The organism is Burkholderia sp. AU45388, assembly GCF_030481585.1.
Taxonomy (GTDB): domain Bacteria; phylum Pseudomonadota; class Gammaproteobacteria; order Burkholderiales; family Burkholderiaceae; genus Burkholderia; species Burkholderia sola.
Genome location: NZ_JAUJPV010000011.1, coordinates 58,673 through 75,732, shown reverse-complemented (window position 1 = coordinate 75,732; position 17,060 = coordinate 58,673). Strand labels below are relative to the sequence as shown.

Annotated in this window: 12 protein-coding genes; 5 read left to right on the top strand and 7 right to left on the bottom strand. The window is 65.3% G+C overall.

Annotated features, from left to right (window positions below):
* Positions 1-72 precede the first annotated feature (72 nt).
* Positions 73-1,335, top strand: coding sequence for an MFS transporter (locus tag QZM72_RS18855; RefSeq protein WP_301738938.1), 1,263 nt, complete (start codon positions 73-75; stop codon positions 1,333-1,335).
* A 25-nt stretch (positions 1,336-1,360) separates the two neighbouring features.
* A complete protein-coding gene (locus tag QZM72_RS18850; RefSeq protein WP_301738937.1) occupies positions 1,361-2,644 on the top strand; it encodes a D-amino acid dehydrogenase in 1,284 nt (427 codons plus the stop codon).
* A 78-nt stretch (positions 2,645-2,722) separates the two neighbouring features.
* Here QZM72_RS18850 and QZM72_RS18845 read toward each other — a convergent pair whose 3' ends face one another.
* Both QZM72_RS18845 and QZM72_RS18840 read right to left on the bottom strand, forming a co-directional pair.
* Positions 2,723-2,968, bottom strand: coding sequence for a hypothetical protein (locus QZM72_RS18845; protein WP_301738936.1), 246 nt, complete (start codon positions 2,966-2,968; stop codon positions 2,723-2,725).
* Positions 2,965-4,455, bottom strand: a complete 1,491-nt coding sequence (locus tag QZM72_RS18840) for a sodium:alanine symporter family protein (protein WP_301738935.1) — start codon at positions 4,453-4,455, stop codon at positions 2,965-2,967. Before QZM72_RS18840 ends, QZM72_RS18845 begins: the two co-directional genes overlap by 4 nt.
* Before the next feature lie 882 nt (positions 4,456-5,337).
* Here QZM72_RS18840 and QZM72_RS18835 point away from each other — a divergent pair.
* Together QZM72_RS18835 and QZM72_RS18830 are read left to right on the top strand one after the other, a co-directional pair.
* Entirely contained in the window at positions 5,338-6,234 is an 897-nt protein-coding gene (locus QZM72_RS18835; protein WP_301738934.1) for a lipid II-degrading bacteriocin, read from the top strand.
* A 50-nt stretch (positions 6,235-6,284) separates the two neighbouring features.
* Entirely contained in the window at positions 6,285-6,659 is a 375-nt protein-coding gene (locus QZM72_RS18830; RefSeq protein ID WP_301738932.1) for a hypothetical protein, read from the top strand.
* A gap of 121 nt (positions 6,660-6,780) precedes the next feature.
* Here QZM72_RS18830 and QZM72_RS18825 read toward each other — a convergent pair whose 3' ends face one another.
* The 3 genes from QZM72_RS18825 to QZM72_RS18815 all read right to left on the bottom strand — a co-directional run bounded on the left by QZM72_RS18825 (position 6,781) and on the right by QZM72_RS18815 (position 14,038).
* Positions 6,781-8,247, bottom strand: a complete 1,467-nt coding sequence (locus tag QZM72_RS18825) for a glutamate synthase subunit beta (protein WP_301738930.1) — start codon at positions 8,245-8,247, stop codon at positions 6,781-6,783.
* Between the two features lie 85 nt (positions 8,248-8,332).
* Positions 8,333-13,036, bottom strand: coding sequence for a glutamate synthase-related protein (locus tag QZM72_RS18820; protein ID WP_301738929.1), 4,704 nt, complete (start codon positions 13,034-13,036; stop codon positions 8,333-8,335).
* Between the two features lie 288 nt (positions 13,037-13,324).
* Complete coding sequence (locus tag QZM72_RS18815) at positions 13,325-14,038, bottom strand: transposase (RefSeq protein ID WP_027783329.1); 714 nt, start codon at positions 14,036-14,038, stop codon at positions 13,325-13,327.
* A 193-nt stretch (positions 14,039-14,231) separates the two neighbouring features.
* On the opposite strand from QZM72_RS18815, the gene QZM72_RS18810 reads away from it, so the two are divergent.
* Positions 14,232-14,963 (top strand): OmpW family protein, encoded by a 732-nt coding sequence (locus QZM72_RS18810; protein ID WP_034209756.1) that lies wholly within the window; start codon positions 14,232-14,234, stop codon positions 14,961-14,963.
* A gap of 191 nt (positions 14,964-15,154) precedes the next feature.
* On the opposite strand, the gene ugpQ is transcribed toward QZM72_RS18810, so the two are convergent.
* Together ugpQ and QZM72_RS18800 are read right to left on the bottom strand one after the other, a co-directional pair.
* Positions 15,155-15,925 (bottom strand): glycerophosphodiester phosphodiesterase, encoded by a 771-nt coding sequence (gene ugpQ / locus QZM72_RS18805; RefSeq protein ID WP_301738927.1) that lies wholly within the window; start codon positions 15,923-15,925, stop codon positions 15,155-15,157.
* A 28-nt stretch (positions 15,926-15,953) separates the two neighbouring features.
* Positions 15,954-17,039 carry a sn-glycerol-3-phosphate import ATP-binding protein UgpC gene (locus tag QZM72_RS18800; protein WP_089466479.1) on the bottom strand — a complete coding sequence of 362 codons (1,086 nt, stop codon included), beginning with the start codon at positions 17,037-17,039 and terminating at the stop codon, positions 15,954-15,956.
* Positions 17,040-17,060 lie beyond the last annotated feature (21 nt).

Here is a 17,060-nt window from a genome sequence, read left to right as displayed (position 1 = left end):
GCCGGATCGCGCCCGTAAAATAACCGCGACGCGGTAGCGCGGCACGAGACAAGACGAGAGGGGGCGGCAAGCATGCAGGCATTCCAGTGGTTCAACGAATTGTCGACGCGCGAGCGCCGGACGCTGTACGCCGGCTTCGGCGGCTATGCGGTCGATGCGTTCGACTTCATGATCTATTCGTTCCTGATTCCGACGCTGATCGCCACCTGGGGCATGACGAAGAGCGAGGCCGGGATGATCGCGACCAGTTCGCTGATCTCGTCGGCGATCGGCGGCTGGGTCGCCGGCATCCTCGCCGACCGCTACGGCCGCGTGCGCGTGCTGCAGTGGACGATCGCGACGTTCGCGCTGTTCACGTGCCTGTCCGGCTTCACGCATTCGTTCTGGCAGCTCCTGGCGACGCGCACGCTGCAGGGTTTCGGCTTCGGCGGCGAATGGTCGGTCGTGACGATCATGATGGCCGAGACGATCCGCTCGCCCGAGCATCGCGCGAAGGCCGTCGGCACCGTGCAGAGCAGTTGGTCGTTCGGCTGGGGCGCCGCCGCGATCCTCTACTGGGCGTTCTTCGCGCTGCTGCCCGAGCAGGCCGCGTGGCGCGCATGCTTCTGGATCGGCATCGTGCCCTCGCTGTGGATCCTGTACATCCGCCGCAACGTCAGCGATCCCGACATCTACACGGCCACGCGCCGCGCACGCGACGAAGGCCGCCTGTCGGGCCACTTCCTCGAAATCTTCTCGCCGCCGCACCTGCGCGCGACGCTGTTCGGCAGCGCGCTGTGCACCGGCATGCTCGGCGGCTACTACGCGATCACGACGTGGCTGCCCACCTATCTCAAAACCGTACGTCACCTGTCGGTGTTCAACACGAGCGGTTATCTGGTCGTGCTGATCGTCGGCTCGTTCGTCGGCTACGTGGTCGGCGCAATCCTGTCCGACCGGCTCGGCCGCCGCGCATCCTTCATCCTGTTCGCGATCGGCTCGTTCTCGCTCGGCATGGCGTACACGATGCTGCCGATCACCGATACCGCGATGCTGCTGCTCGGCTTTCCGCTCGGCATCGTCGTGCAAGGGATCTTCGCGGGCGTCGGCGCGTATCTGTCGGAGCTGTATCCGGGTGCGATCCGCGGCTCGGGCCAGGGCTTCTGCTACAACCTCGGCCGCGGGCTCGGCTCGTTCTTCCCGATTCTCGTCGGCGCGCTGTCGCAATCGATGTCGCTCGTGAAGGCGATCGGCCTCGTCGCGGGCGGCGGCTACCTGCTCGTGATCGTCGCGGCGCTCGTGCTGCCGGAAACGCGCGGCAAGTCGCTCGCCGACGATCCTGCCGTCGCGTCGTGAGCCACCGCCTCGTTCCGGACTCCGCATGCACGTGATCGTTCTCGGCGCCGGCGTGATCGGCGTCACCACCGCCTGGCACCTGCGCGAAGCAGGCTGCGACGTCACCGTGATCGAACGCGAGGCCGACGTCGCGCAAGCGACGAGCCTCGGCAACGCGGGTGTGATCGCGCCCGGCTACGTGACGCCGTGGGCCGCGCCCGGGATGCCCGGCAAGATCCTCAAGTACCTGTTCAAGCCCGCGTCGCCGCTGATCTTCCGGCCGACGCTCGATGCCGCGCAGTGGCGCTGGATCGCGCGCTGGCTGCGCGAATGCGAATTCGAGCGGTTCCGCGTGAACAAGCAGCGGATGCAGCGCATCGCGTATTACAGCCGCGCGTGCCTGCATGCGTTTCGCGAGCGTTATCCCTTCGACTACGGCGCGAGCCGCGGCTACCTGCAACTGCTGCGCGGCGCGTTCGACGTCGAGATGGCGCAGCCCGCGCTGAAGGTACTGCGCGATGCCGGCATCGCGTTTCGCGAACTGGACGCGACCAGCTGCACCGCGATCGAGCCGGGCCTGCGCTGGGCCAGGCAGGCCCCCGTCGGCGGCATCTACCTGCCCGACGACGAAGCCGGCGACTGCGCGCGCTTCACGCGCGAGTTGCGAGCGCTGTGCGAAGCGAACGGCGTGACGTTCCGGTTCCGCACCGCGATTCGGGCGCTCGATGTCGCGGGCGGCAAGGTGCGCGGCGTGCGGGTCGACTCGCTCGACGCAGGCGCGGCCGTTCAACGCGATGCACAGCTCGCCGCCGACGCGATCGTCGTCGCGCTCGGCGTCGACAGCGCCGGCCTGCTCCGACCGCACGGCATCGACGTGCCGCTGTATCCGGTGAAGGGCTACTCGGCCACGCTCGCGGTCGTCGACGACGAAAAGGCGCCGTGCGCCGCGCTGATGGACGAATCGCTGAAGACCGCGATCACGCGCTTCGGCCCGACGCTGCGCGTCGCGGGCACCGCGGAGCTCGGCAACCGCCGCGCGACGCTGCGGCAACAGGCGCTCGACACGCTGATGAAGGTGCTCGACGACTGGTTCCCGCATGCGGCCGACCGCGCGTCCGCGCGCTTCTGGGTCGGGCGCCGGCCGATGACGCCCGACGGGCCGCCGCTGCTCGGCGCGAGCGGGATCGATGGCTTGTGGCTCAACGTCGGCCACGGCTCGACGGGCTGGGCGATGTCGATGGGGTCGGGAAAGGTGGTCGCGGATCTCGTCACCGGGCGCGTGCCGGAGATCGATCTGGCGGGGCTGACGCTCGCGCGCTACGACGGGTAGTGCAGCCGGCGGATCATACCGTCGATGCGATGCGCGGTCGCGACCGGCGGCATGGCGCGCGGCCGTCGGCGCATGTCGCTACCGCGGCGTTCGCCGGCCTTCGGTCGCGGCGATCGGCGCCGACACGATCGGCCGATGCGACACGCCCGCCTGCGACAGCCGGCTTTCGAACAGCGTCAGCGCTTCGATGCGCAGCTCGACGGGCCGCCCCGGCGCCCCGGCGCACCGCCGTGCGCCACGGGCGACCGGCAACGCGTGCAGCGCGTCGCGCGACGCCGCATCGGGCATCAGCGCGACGAACGCACGGAGCCGGTCGCCGTTCATGACTCGCGCACCGTCACGCGCACTTCGGCCACCGCATCGGCCGACGCCTGACGCTGCGGCAACGGACCGTGCTCGCCCCACACGTCGGCCGGCAGCACGCGCGCGAGCTCGGGGATCGTGTTGCGCGTGAACACCGGATCGGCGACGCCCGCCGCGCGCTGGCGGCGATAGTCGGCCCACGCGGCGTGCGCGTACTTGCCGAGCGCGAGAATCGCGATCAGGTTGATGATCGCCATCAGCCCCATGCTCGTATCGGCCATCGCCCACACGAGCGGCAACTGCCCGACGCTGCCGAACATCACCATGCCGAGCACGGCAATACGGAACAGCGGCAGCACGCCGCGCCGCTTCGTGATGAATTCGACGTTGCCTTCCGCATACGCGTAGTTGCCGATCACCGACGAAAACGCGAGGAAGAAGATCGCGACGGCCATGTAGATGCCGCCCCAGCCGCCGACGTGGCTCGAGATCGCGCGTTGCGTGAGCGCCGCGCCTTCCATCCCGGTGCCGAGCGCGTACTCGCCCGACAGCAGGATCACGAACGCGGTCGCGCTGCAGATCACGATCGTATCGACGAACACGCCAAGCATCTGGATCAGCCCCTGCGTGACGGGGTGGCGGGTGCTGGCGGTCGCGGCCGCGTTCGGCGCGCTGCCCATCCCCGCCTCGTTCGAGAACAGCCCGCGCTTCACGCCGATCGCGATCGCCTGGCTGACCGCATAGCCGGTCAGGCCGCCGGCCGCCTGCTCAAAACCGAACGCGCTCTTCACGATCAACGCGATCACGCCGGGCACCAGCGCGATGTGCGTCGCGACCGCGTAGACGGCGAGCGCGAGGTAGCCGATCGCCATCAGCGGCACGATCACCTGCGCGACCGTCGCGATGCGACGGATGCCGCCGAAGATGATCGGCGCGGAGAGCAGCACGAGACCGACACCGACCGTCTCGCGGCGCCAGCCGAACGACGTATGGAACGCGTCGGCGATCGCGTTGGCCTGCACCGCGTTGAACACGAAGCCGAACGCCAGGATCAGCGACAGCGAGAACAGCACGCCGAAGCCGCGCGAGCGCAGGCCGGTCTGGATGTAGTACGCGGGGCCGCCGCGATAGCTGCCGTCCGCGTGCGACACCTTGAAGATCTGCGCGAGCGTCGCCTCGACGAACGCGGACGACATCCCGACGAGCGCGGTCATCCACATCCAGAAGATCGCGCCGGGGCCGCCGACCGTCAGCGCGACCGCGACGCCGGCGATGTTGCCGGTGCCGACGCGGCTCGCGAGCCCGGTCGCGAACGCCTGGAACGACGAGATGCTGCCCGGTTCACCCTTGCTGCCCACCAGCTTCATGCTGAGGAACAGCGCCTTCAGCTGGATCATCCGGAACCGCAACGTGAACCACGCACCCGCGCCAAGCAGCAGCGCGATCAGCACGTAGTTCCACAATACGCCGTTGACGGCGTCGATCAGCCCATGCGCGAATGCTTCCATCCAGAGTCCTTGTCAATAGCGTCAGTCATGTGCGACGACCGCGAACGCGGCCCGAGGGGCGACATGATATGACAGTTTTCAAGGATTATTACAAAATGAAAGGCTACGGGATCACGAAAAATCAGTGCCAGATGTGATCAGGTTAGGCGACGCTTCGGGAAGATGCGGGCTGCGCAGCGGAGGAATGAATGCCCGGGATTGAGGCCCCCGCCGATCGCCCTTCACGTGGAGTACTTGACTCGGTGCCAAGTAGCAATCCAAAGCAAAATACTGCTGCTGGAAATTCGCGACCTTTGACACTCGGAAACATTTGAAATAGCGGACTGCCAAACCGGCTACGCAATGTGCCTCTCTTCTCCTCGTGCTGCTCACACGAGCGGACCAGTTGTCTATCGATCGTCCAAAAGTGTCGCAAGCAATACCGCCGTGCCACGCCGGAGAAGCCTCACCACGCGATTGGGCCAATCCTCAATGCTGGCGCCCCCTGTCTGCCACTTCGACGCAAATCGTGTGTATCCAGTCCAACTGGTGACGAAATCAGCACATCTTCTCCGTTTCAAAGATAGCGATACATAAAGCTCCGCTTGCAGCGACACACACAAAAAGCGAATGCTATCCGCTTCGGACTACAAATCTTTTTCACAGACGGGGTAAAACATGAGGAAATCAAACCATTCATTGGAACGTGTTGTCCGTGCCGAACAGACACAACGACATAAGAGACGAATACTCGTCGCGGGGGCTGCATCCCTTCCCATCTATGCGCTGCTGAAACAATCAATATGTTTGGCACAAACGAACGTCTTGCCAGAAATTTCGGTGACCGCACCGCGCCTCCCCAGTCTGGACGGATTCTCAAACAAGGTTGGTGGTGGAGGCTCAATGTCTGAAGCCGCACTGGGCTATCCCAAACTACTGTGCTTCGGCAGATATTGTTCCGCGACCGAGATGTTCAACAACGCAGACCACGGCGACATGATTTCGGTCACCGAGGAGTTCTTCAAATTCCTGTTCGAGCACCGCAACGAGATATTCTGGCGCAACCAACTGACTCTGGTCGGCGAATTTACTGGATGGTTGGCACGAGGCGGTTATCAAAACTTCCCTGGAGCGAACTCATACAGTCTCAATGTCGCCCTGGGTCGATATGGTGATGTATCGACACTGTTCGGTATCTATGCAAATCAGCTGAACGGGATCCGCCCAGTCTCCGAATTCCAGTTCTACGGCAACCCCTTTATGTTCATCGGGGCCGTCTACTACTGGGTATTCGGAAACGGCGAGCGGAGGTCGATCAATCTCGAATCCATGAACTTGAGAATGAGTGTCTCCGATTTCAAGTTGATCCAGGACAGCATCGATAATCCAGGATATGGTCCGGGCACCTACTCGATCGACGGGCCATTTAGCACAAACGTGTTCAATCACGGGGCCCACGATTTCTGGTCCGCCACGACCGTAGGGCGCGTCTCGGGGCACGTACGAGGGACTCTGACGATGCAGGAGGACAACAGCTATCGCTTCACCGGCTCCTACACGTTGAATCCCGACAAGTTCGATGCAGATAGTTCCAATCGACCGTTCCTGCAAGAGTGGATGACTACCGTTTTGAGAGAAGTGGGCTCGGTTCTCGGACATGCCGACTATCAAATCTACTTTACCGGGGAAAAGGAAGTGTCGTTCTCGGGCCAAAGAGCGGTTCAGAATGCGCAAACACGTCCCCCGCAGGCAGTTCACCGGCCATCGTTTGGCGGCCTTATGCGCCCTGGACGCCCATAGACCTCAATGGGCGCGACATTCAACTTTCCCTTGTCGGGAGCGACAGCCCCATGATCTCGATCGTTACTCGACGCGTCATTGGTATTGTTCTTACAGTCGTCGCGATGACCGTCGCGATCTTCATCGCATTTCTCGTCGTTGCAGGAATCGCAAGATACGAGAAAGACGACGGCTACTGTCCGGACATACCCCCTGGAGAACTTGAGGCAAAAATTGTGGCATTCGCCAACGAACAGCACATATACCCGGATGGAGCGGAATTCGTCGGCATGCCGCGTTACCATGCGGAAACGTACGGCTGGTGGGCTTTCGATCTGAGCGCACCGGACGGAAACTACGTCGCGACGATCGATTGCCACGGTCGCGTCACCAGCTTCGGGAAGGTTCAGAAACTTCCACGTGTGCCAGCAACGCCGGCACGATGAATCCGTTCACTAGCGGCATCGGGCCGGCTTCTCCGGCAGTTATCTCGCCTTTGGGTTCCACAAAAAAACCGGGCGCCCTCTCGGACGCCCGGCTTCCATCGAAACCCGCTCGCGATTCAGCTCAGCGCGGCAGTTCCGAATGCCCCATCAAGTACGCATCGACCGAGCGCGCGCACTGGCGGCCTTCGCGGATCGCCCACACCACGAGCGACTGGCCGCGACGCATGTCGCCTGCCGCGAACACCTTGTCGACCGACGTGTAGTACGAACGATCGCCTTCGGTCGCCGCGCGTGCATTGCCGCGCGCATCCTTCGCGACGCCGAACGCGTCGAGCACCGGCGCGGCCGGCTGCGTGAAGCCCATCGCGAGCAGCACGAGATCGGCCTTCATCTCGAACTCGGAACCCGGCACTTCCTGCATCTTGCCGTCCTTCCACTCGACGCGCACCGCGATCAGCTTCTCGACCTTGCCGTTCTTGCCTTCGAGACGCTTCGTCGCGACCGCCCAATCACGCTCGCAGCCTTCGTCGTGCGACGACGACGTGCGCAGCTTGATCGGCCAGTACGGCCACACGAGCGGCTTGTTTTCCTCTTCCGGCGGCTGCGGCAGCAGCTCGAACTGCGTGACCTGCTTCGCGCCATGACGGTTCGACGTGCCGACACAGTCCGAACCCGTATCGCCGCCGCCGATCACGATCACGTGCTTGCCCTTCGCGAGCAGCTGGTCGACGAGCTTGTCGCCCGCGTTCACGCGGTTCTGCTGCGGCAGGAAGTCCATCGCGAAATGAACGCCCGCGAGCTCGCGGCCCGGCACCGGCAGGTCGCGCGGCGTTTCCGAACCGCCGGCGATCACGACCGCGTCGAATTCTTCCTTCAGCGTGTCCGGCGAAATGGTTTCCTTCGCGAGGCTGCCGATCGACTCGGGCAGCGGATCCTTGCCGATGAACACGCTGGTGCGGAACGTCACGCCTTCCGCTTCCATCTGCCGCATGCGGCGATCGATCAGCCACTTCTCGAGCTTGAAGTCGGGAATCCCGTAACGCAGCAGGCCGCCGATGCGGTCGTTCTTCTCGAACACCGTCACGTCGTGGCCCGCGCGCGCGAGCTGCTGCGCGGCGGCGAGGCCCGCGGGGCCCGAACCGACGACCGCGACCTTCTTGCCGGTCTTGTGCTCGGCCGGCAGCGGCTTCACCCAGCCTTCCGCCCAGGCCTTGTCGATGATCGCGTGCTCGATCGACTTGATGCCGACCGGGTCGTCGTTGATCCCGAGCGTGCACGCCGCCTCGCACGGCGCCGGGCAGATGCGGCCCGTGAACTCGGGGAAGTTGTTGGTCGAATGCAGGACTTCGATCGCCTGCTGCCAGTCCTGGCGGTAAACGAGATCGTTGAAGTCCGGGATGATGTTGTTGACCGGGCAGCCGTTGTTGCAGAACGGGATGCCGCAATCCATGCAGCGCGCGCCCTGGATCTTCGCGTCCGCGTCGGTCAGTGCCGCGACGAATTCCTTGTAGTGCTTCACGCGCGTGAGCGGTGCTTCGTACGCCTCGTGGCGGCGTTCGAACTCCAGAAAACCGGTTGCCTTGCCCATAAGGTGCTCTTCTGTTCGGTGTATCGGGTGGGGGAGCCGCGCGCGGCCGTCAGGCGCGCGCGGCATTCGCTATGTCGTTCGTCGCTCAGGCGGCCAGCACTTCCTTCGCCGCCTTCTTCGCACCGATCTCGCCCAGCGCGCGCTTGTATTCGTGCGGGAACACCTTCACGAACTGGCGGCGCGCCGCGTCCCAGTTTTCCAGCAGCGACTTCGCGCGCGGCGAACCCGTGAACTGGAAATGACGCTCGACGAGCCCCTTGAGCAGCGCTTCGTCCGTCGTGCCTTCGTGCCAGAGCGCGCGGTCGACCGTGCGCTCCTGCTCGGCCTGCTGCAGCACCGGCTCGAGCGCGACCATCGACTTGTTGCACTTCGCCGCGAACGTGCCTTCCGGATCGTAGATGTACGCGAGACCGCCCGACATGCCGGCCGCGAAGTTGCGCCCGGTCTCGCCGAGCACGACGACCGTGCCGCCCGTCATGTATTCGCAGCCGTGGTCGCCCGTGCCTTCGACGACCGCCGTCGCGCCCGAGTTGCGCACGCAGAAGCGCTCGCCGGCCACGCCGCGGAAGAAGGCCTCGCCTTCGATCGCGCCGTACATCACCGTGTTGCCGCAAATGATGTTTTCCTCGGACTTGCCGCGGAAGTCGTTGGTCGGGCGGATGATGATCCGGCCGCCCGACAGCCCCTTGCCGACGTAGTCGTTGCCGTCGCCGACGAGGTCGAGCGTCACGCCCTTCGCGAGGAACGCGCCGAAGCTCTGGCCGGCCGTGCCCTTCAACTGGATGTGCACCGCGTCGTCGGCCAGGCCGTCGTGGCCATGCTTCTTCGCGATCACGCCCGACAGCATCGCGCCGACCGTCCGGTTCACGTTGCGCACCGGCTGGATGAACGACACATGCTCGCCGTTCTCGATCGCGGCCTTCGCCTTCTCGATCAGCACGTGGTCGAGCGCGCGCTCGAGGCCGTGATCCTGCACGTCGACGTGACGCGGCGCGACGTCCTCGCATTCTTCCGGCTGGTAGAACACGCGCGAGAAGTCGAGACCCTTCGCCTTCCAGTGCTCGATGCCCTTGCGCGTGTCGAGCAGGTCGGCGCGGCCGATCAGGTCGTCGAACTTCGCGATGCCGAGCTGCGCCATGATTTCCCGCACTTCCTCGGCGACGAAGAAGAAGTAGTTCACGACGTGCTCGGGCTGGCCCTTGAACTTCGCACGCAGCACCGGATCCTGCGTCGCGACGCCGACCGGGCACGTGTTCAGGTGGCACTTGCGCATCATGATGCAGCCTTCGACGACGAGCGGCGCCGTCGCGAAGCCGAATTCGTCCGCGCCGAGCAGCGCGCCGATCACGACGTCGCGGCCCGTTTTCATCTGGCCGTCGGCCTGCACGCGGATACGGCCGCGCAGGCGGTTCAGCACCAGCGTCTGCTGCGTTTCGGCGAGGCCCAGCTCCCACGGCGTGCCCGCATGCTTGACCGACGACAGCGGCGACGCGCCCGTGCCGCCGTCATGGCCGGCGATCACGACGTGATCGGCCTTCGCCTTCGCGACACCGGCCGCGACCGTGCCCACGCCCACTTCCGACACGAGCTTCACGGAGATGCTCGCGCTCGGGTTCACGTTCTTCAGGTCGTGGATCAGTTGCGCCAGATCCTCGATCGAGTAGATGTCGTGGTGCGGCGGCGGCGAGATCAGGCCGACGCCCGGCACCGAGTAACGCAGCTTGCCGATGTATTCCGACACCTTGTGGCCCGGCAGCTGGCCGCCTTCGCCCGGCTTCGCGCCCTGCGCCATCTTGATCTGGATCTGGTCGGCCGATGCCAGGTACTCGGCGGTGACGCCGAAGCGGCCCGACGCGACCTGCTTGATCTTCGAGCGCAGCGAATCGCCGTCCTTCAGCGGAATGTCGCTGACGATCTCGTCGCCGATCACCGACTTCAACGTCTCGCCCGACTTGATCGGAATGCCGCGCAGCTCGTTGCGGTAACGCTTCTGGTCCTCGCCGCCTTCGCCGGTGTTCGACTTGCCGCCGATCCGGTTCATCGCGACCGCGAGCGTCGCGTGCGCTTCGGTGCTGATCGAGCCGAGCGACATCGCGCCCGTCGCGAAGCGCTTGACGATCTCCTTCGCCGGCTCGACGTCGTCGATCGGGATCGCCTTGGTCGGCTCGACCTTGAACTCGAACAGCCCGCGGAACGTCATGTGACGCTTCGTCTGGTCGTTGATCAGGTGCGCGTATTCCTTGTACGTCTGGTACGAGTTGCTGCGCGTCGCGTGCTGCAGCTTCGCGATCGAATCCGGCGTCCACATGTGGTCCTCGCCGCGCACGCGATACGCGTACTCGCCGCCCGCGTCGAGCATGTCGCGCAGGACCGGGCTGTCGCCGAACGCATCGCGGTGCAGGCGAATCGCCTCTTCCGCGACTTCGAACAGGCCGATGCCGCCGACCTTCGATGCCGTGCCCTTGAAGTACTTCTCGACGAGGTCGCTCGACAGGCCGAGCGCTTCGAAGATCTGCGCGCCCGTGTACGACATGTACGTCGAGATGCCCATCTTCGACATCACCTTCTGCAGGCCCTTGCCGACCGCCTTCGTGAAGTTGTAGATGGCCTTCTCCGGCGACAGGTCGCCCGGCAGGCCTTCGGCCATCTTCGCGAGCGTTTCCATCGCGAGGTACGGGTGCACGGCTTCCGCGCCGTAGCCCGCGAGCAGCGCGAAGTGGTGCGTCTCACGCGCGGAGCCCGTCTCGACGACGAGGCCCGTGCTCGTGCGCAGCCCTTGCTGGACGAGGTGCGTGTGGATCGCCGACGTGGCGAGCAGCGCGGGAATCGCGACGTGCTCGGCGTCCGTCTTGCGATCCGACACGATCAGCATGTTGTAGCCCGACTTCACCGCGTCGACGGCTTCCGCGCACAGCGACGCGAGACGCGCCTCGATGCCTTCCTTGCCCCAGGCGACCGGATAGCAGATGTTCAGCTCGTATGCGCTGAACTTGCCGCCCGTGTACTGGTCGATCGCGCGGATCTTCGCGATGTCCTTGAAGTCGAGCACCGGCTGCGACACTTCGAGACGCATCGGCGGGTTGATGTTGTTCGTGTCGAGCAGGTTCGGCTTCGGGCCGATGAACGACACGAGCGACATCACCATGTTCTCGCGGATCGGGTCGATCGGCGGGTTCGTGACCTGCGCGAACAGCTGCTTGAAGTAGTGATAGAGCGTCTTGTTCTTGTTCGACATCACCGCCAGCGGCGAGTCGTTGCCCATCGAGCCGACGGCTTCCTCGCCCTGCTGCGCCATCGGCGCCATCAGGAACTTCAGGTCTTCCTGCGTATAGCCGAACGCCTGCTGGCGGTCGAGCAGCGCGGCGCCCTGCGTGCGGCCGGCCGCGACTTCCTCGGCCTTCGGCTCGATCTCGTCGAGCTTGATGCGCACCGCGTCGATCCAGCTCTTGTACGGCTTCGCGTTCGCGAGGTTGTCCTTCAGTTCCTTGTCGTCGATGATGCGGCCGTGTTCCATGTCGATCAGGAACATCTTGCCCGGCTGCAGGCGCCACTTCTTGACGATCTTCGATTCGGGAATCGGCAGCGTGCCGGCTTCCGACGCCATGATGACGAGGTCGTCGTCGGTCACGATGTAGCGCGCCGGGCGCAGGCCGTTACGGTCGAGCGTCGCGCCGATCTGGCGGCCGTCGGTGAACGCGATCGCGGCCGGGCCGTCCCACGGCTCCATCATCGCGGCGTGATATTCGTAGAACGCGCGGCGGTTCTCGTCCATCAGCGTGTGCTGCTCCCACGCTTCCGGGATCATCATCATCACCGCGTGCACGAGCGGGTAGCCGGCCATCACCAGCAGTTCGAGACAGTTGTCGAACGATGCGGTATCCGACTGGCCCGGATAGATCAGCGGCCACAGCTTCGGCAGATCGTCGGCGAGCACGTGCGACGCGATCGCGCCGGTACGCGCGTTCAGCCAGTTCACGTTGCCCTTCACGGTGTTGATCTCGCCGTTGTGCGCGATCATCCGGTACGGGTGAGCCAGTTCCCATGCCGGGAACGTGTTGGTCGAGAAGCGCTGGTGCACGAGCGCGAGCGCCGACACGACGCGCGGATCCTGCAGGTCGCGGTAGTACACGCCGACCTGGCCCGCGAGCAGCAGCCCCTTGTAGACGATCGTGCGCGCCGACATCGACGGCACGAAGTATTCCTTGCCGTGCTTGAGCTTCAGCGCCTGGATGCGGTGGCTCGCGGTCTTGCGGATCACGTACAGCTTCCGCTCGAGCGCGTCCGTGACCATGATGTCCTTGCCGCGGCCGATGAAGATCTGGCGGATCAGCGGCTCGCTGGCCTTGACCGTCGGCGAGATCGGCATCGCATGGTCGACCGGCACGTCGCGCCAGCCGAGCACGACCTGGCCTTCGGCCTTCACCGTACGCTCGAGCTCCTGCTCGCACGCGAGACGCGATGCGTTCTCCTTCGGCAGGAAGATCATCCCCACCCCGTATTCGCCGGCCGGCGGCAGGTCCACGCCCTGCTTCGCCATTTCCTCGCGATAGAACGCGTCCGGAATCTGGATCAGGATGCCCGCGCCGTCGCCCATCAGCGGATCGGCGCCCACCGCGCCGCGGTGATCGAGATTCTCGAGGATCTTCAGACCCTGCTGGATGATCTCGTGGCTCTTCTTGCCCTTGATGTGAGCGACGAAGCCGACGCCGCAGGCGTCGTGTTCGTTTTGCGGGTCGTACAGACCTTGTGCGGCGGGCACCGCGGCGAGCGGCTGCTGGTGGTCGTTCATGGGGACACCGTCGTAAAGGGGGCCTGGAGGCCGTTGAACCGTTTTCTTGTTGCCATCGATCCCGCTCCCGGCGGGAGACGGCGCGGCCGACCGTGGTTGGGCAAGCTTCGCCCGGGCCACCGGAATTCGGAATATACGCGACGAATCAAGGGAATAGCAACAAAAACCGCTTGATCGAACCCCATTTAAGCGAATGCCTTGATGTGGTGCCTTTTTATTGGGGGTGTATCATTTTGGTGCAAAAAGAAACGGCGCCCGGAGCGCCGCTTCTGGCCCGCCTTTCCGGCGTTACTGCTGGATCGGCGGCGTGTTCTCGCGCACCTTTCTGGGGCGTCCGCGCGGCAACGGCGACACGCGCCGGTTCGCGGTGCGCGCCGCCCACTCGCGGTAATTTTCGCCTCCGAGCACCCAGCCCTTCAGCGTCGCCTGCTGCAGCTGGTCGGCCTGCCGCTCGTCGAGCGGCTGCTCGCACAGCTCCTTGTACGCGCGCTGGCGGTCGAACGGCGTGTTGCCGAGCGCCCAGTAGAGCGGATGGTCGGTGATCAGGCTGTCGACGGTGAGCCCGACGTGATGCCGGTAGCTCGACCAGCGATAGGCCTCGGGCGTCGCGACGAGCTGCGAGCGCACCGGGCTCATCTCGACCACGCGGCTCGCGAGCAGGAAATAACGCTCGCCTTCGATCACCGTCGCGCGATAGCGGCCTTCCCACAGCGTGCCGCGCCGCGAATAGCGCCGGTTGAAATGCGCGACGTAGCGACGACCGACGGCCTGCATCGCCTTCGGCAGGCTGGCCTCGTCGCTCGGCGTCACGAGCAGTTGCACCTGGCGCGGCAGCAGCACGTAGGCATGCACCGACAGGTGGTGATCGCGTGCGGCGGCCTTCAGGCAATCGATGAAGAGTTCGTAGTCCTGGTCGTCGACGAACGCGGGTTGCTGATCCAGGCCGCGCAGTATCACGTGCTGCGGCTGGTCGGGAACGTAGAGTCGTGCTAACCGTGCCATGCTGAATGTCCGTTTGAACGCGTTAGGAAATACCCGGAGGTCCGAAATAGCGCACCTGCGTAGAATGCCTGTCCCTGCGGCGCGCGTATGCGTACGGTCGTGCGAATCCTAGGGAGAAAACTCTAACTTACGAGCTTGTTTGGTTTTAAACGCAGTCGTCATAATGAGCACGCCTTTGATCGGAGGAGACACAATGAAACGAAAACTGGCCATTACGGGGGCCGCAGCGCTCGCATTCGCGTTCGCGGGCGGTACGGCACACGCACAATCCGCAGGTGATTTCTACGTCAGCACCGGCTGGTTCCACCTTTCGCCCCAGGACAGCAGCGACCCGCTGTTCGTCTACGGCGTAGGCGGCACGCCCATCAACCAGTCGATTCCCAACACGGGCGCCGGCATCAGCGACGCCGATACGCTGGGGCTCGCGACGGGTTACTTCATCACCGACCATATCTCCACCGAGCTCGTCATGGGGATACCGCCGAAGTTCGACATCACCGGCAAGGGTCAGTTCGAAAGATTCGGCGTACTCGGCCGTGCGTACCAGTGGAGCCCGGCCGTGTTGCTTCGCTACCACTTCAACGACGCCAACGCGAAATTCCGTCCGTATGTCGGCATCGGCGCCACTTATGTCTGGTTCACCGGCGCGAAGATCACGAACGGCAGCTTCGAGAACGGCGTGCTCGGCGGCCCGACCAGCGCGACCACCAGCAACCAGTGGGCGCCCGTCTTCAACGCCGGCTTCACGTACAACTTCACGAAACACTGGTTCGCGGGCCTGTCGCTCTCGTACATCCCGGTCAGCGTGACCGCGACTTTCACGACGGCCCGCCGGACGCCGGTCGGGACGCTGACGGAAACATCGAAGGCCCACATCTCGCTGAACCCGATCGTCACGTACCTGAACGTCGGCTATCGCTTCTAAGCGTAGTCGAATATTTGGGGAATGGTTAATCCCGCTGCAATTTGTAGCGGAATTTTCCTGGCGTAACGTCTCCACGATGCAAAACGCCCCGGCGGGAATCCCGTCGGGGCGTCGTTTTTTCGCGTCAGGCACGTTCGGTGCACGGGTTTTGCCGGACGCCACCGCTACTCAGAGGCCGTGGCCGGGGGCCATCAGACGATGTCGATGTCGTCCAGTGCATCGGGCGCGATCAGGTCGATGCGGTCCGTGCACACGGCATCGACGCCCCAGCGCGCGAGTTCGCGTGCCCGTTCGAGATCGTTCACCGTGTAAACCAGGATGCGCAGCCCGGCCGCCTTGATCGCACGCACGAGCGGTTCGTCGAGCCGGCTGTGGTCTGCATGCAACGATACGCAGTCCAGCGCGTCGATCACCTGCGCATGCCAGTCGTCCGGCACGACTTCGTAGAGCATCCCGCGCGGCAGGCCCGGCACGGTCGCGCGCGCCTGCTGCAATGCGTCGAACGAGAACGACGACAGCAGCGGCGCCACGGCGGCATCGCGCCAGTACGCGGCCGCGTCGGCCGCCACGCGCTGCCCCGTTTCGCGCTCGCGCCCCGGGCACGGCTTGATCTCGACGTTCGCGGCCAGCCCGTGCGCGAGGCAGCGCGCCGCGGCCGCCTCCAGCGTCGGCATCCGCTCGCCCGCGAAGCGGGCATCGCGCCACGCGCCGGCATCGAGCGCGGCCAGCGCCGCATAACGCATGTCCGCCGCCGCTCCGTGGCCGTTCGACGTCCGGTCGACCGTGTCGTCGTGCAACAGGAACGTCACGTCGTCGGCCGACAGCTTCGCGTCGAACTCGACCATCCGGTGACCGCGCCGCGCGCCCTCGTCGAGCGCGGCAAGCGTGTTCTCCGGCGCGAGCGTGCCGCCGCCGCGATGGGCGACGACGCGCGGATAGGGCCAGTCGGGGCGGGTGATCATCGTCGGTCTCTCGGCGAATGCAGCGGTTTCAGCCGGCACGCTTACCGGTTTCGGGATCGAAGAAATGCAGCCGGTGCGCGGGCAGCGCGGCCGCTAGCGCCGTGCCGCGCGCGGGGCGGTCCGCGTGCGGCAGGCGCACCGCGACGTCGTGATCGCCCCAGCGGCCGTGCGCGAGATTGTCCGCGCCGAGCAGCTCGCACGAATCGACCGGCAGCGTCGCGTGCGCGACGCCCGGCTGCGGCGTCATGTGCTCGGGACGCACGCCGAGCACCCAGTCGCGTCCGGCGGCGATCTCGCGGCCGATACCCGGCGCACCGGCGACCGGCAGCGCGGGGCCGCCGCCCGCGACCGTGAAGGTCGCGCCGTCCTCCGACAGCCGGCCGTGCATCAGGTTCATCGCGGGCGAGCCGATGAAGCCCGCGACGAACACCGTCGCCGGTTTCTCGTACACGTCGACCGGCGCGCCGATCTGCTCCGCGTAGCCGCGGTTCATCACGATCACCCGCTGCGCGAGCGTCATCGCCTCGATCTGGTCGTGCGTCACGTACACGCTCGTCGTCGCGAGCCGCGCGTGCAGCCGCTGGATCTCGAGCCGCATCTGCACGCGCAGCTTCGCGTCGAGGTTCGACAACGGCTCGTCGAACAGGAACACCGACGGCTCGCGCACGATCGCGCGCCCCATCGCGACGCGCTGCCGCTGGCCGCCCGACAACTCACGCGGCCGCCGCGCGAGCAGCGGCTCGAGCTCGAGGATCTTCGCGGCCGCGGCCACCCTTGAATCGATCGTCGCGCGCTCGATCCCGCGGATCTTCAGCCCGTAGCCCATGTTCTGCGCGACCGTCATGTGCGGGTACAGCGCATAGTTCTGGAACACCATCGCGATGTCGCGATCCTTCGGCTCCAGCGTGTTGACGACCCTGTCGCCTATCGCGATCTCGCCGTCCGTCACGGTCTCGAGCCCCGCGATCATCCGCAGCAACGTCGACTTGCCGCAGCCCGACGGGCCGACCAGCACGATGAATTCGCCGTCGGCGATCTCCACGTCGATGCCATGCAGCACGTGCTGCTTGCCGTCGTAGGATTTCCTGACGCCCTTCAAGCTCAGCGCAGCCATACTTGGTCCTTCTCCCGGTTG

What these genes read in the sequence shown, in the direction of transcription:
- QZM72_RS18855 (WP_301738938.1), top strand. Translation starts at nt 73, where the DNA reads ATGCAGGCATTCCAGTGGTTCAACGAATTGTCGACGCGCGAGCGCCGG.
- QZM72_RS18850 (WP_301738937.1), top strand. Translation starts at nt 1,361, where the DNA reads ATGCACGTGATCGTTCTCGGCGCCGGCGTGATCGGCGTCACCACCGCC.
- QZM72_RS18845 (WP_301738936.1), bottom strand. Translation starts at nt 2,968, where the DNA reads ATGAACGGCGACCGGCTCCGTGCGTTCGTCGCGCTGATGCCCGATGCG.
- QZM72_RS18840 (WP_301738935.1), bottom strand. Translation starts at nt 4,455, where the DNA reads ATGGAAGCATTCGCGCATGGGCTGATCGACGCCGTCAACGGCGTATTG.
- QZM72_RS18835 (WP_301738934.1), top strand. Translation starts at nt 5,338, where the DNA reads ATGTCTGAAGCCGCACTGGGCTATCCCAAACTACTGTGCTTCGGCAGA.
- QZM72_RS18830 (WP_301738932.1), top strand. Translation starts at nt 6,285, where the DNA reads ATGATCTCGATCGTTACTCGACGCGTCATTGGTATTGTTCTTACAGTC.
- QZM72_RS18825 (WP_301738930.1), bottom strand. Translation starts at nt 8,247, where the DNA reads ATGGGCAAGGCAACCGGTTTTCTGGAGTTCGAACGCCGCCACGAGGCG.
- QZM72_RS18820 (WP_301738929.1), bottom strand. Translation starts at nt 13,036, where the DNA reads ATGAACGACCACCAGCAGCCGCTCGCCGCGGTGCCCGCCGCACAAGGT.
- QZM72_RS18815 (WP_027783329.1), bottom strand. Translation starts at nt 14,038, where the DNA reads ATGGCACGGTTAGCACGACTCTACGTTCCCGACCAGCCGCAGCACGTG.
- QZM72_RS18810 (WP_034209756.1), top strand. Translation starts at nt 14,232, where the DNA reads ATGAAACGAAAACTGGCCATTACGGGGGCCGCAGCGCTCGCATTCGCG.
- ugpQ (WP_301738927.1), bottom strand. Translation starts at nt 15,925, where the DNA reads ATGATCACCCGCCCCGACTGGCCCTATCCGCGCGTCGTCGCCCATCGC.
- QZM72_RS18800 (WP_089466479.1), bottom strand. Translation starts at nt 17,039, where the DNA reads ATGGCTGCGCTGAGCTTGAAGGGCGTCAGGAAATCCTACGACGGCAAG.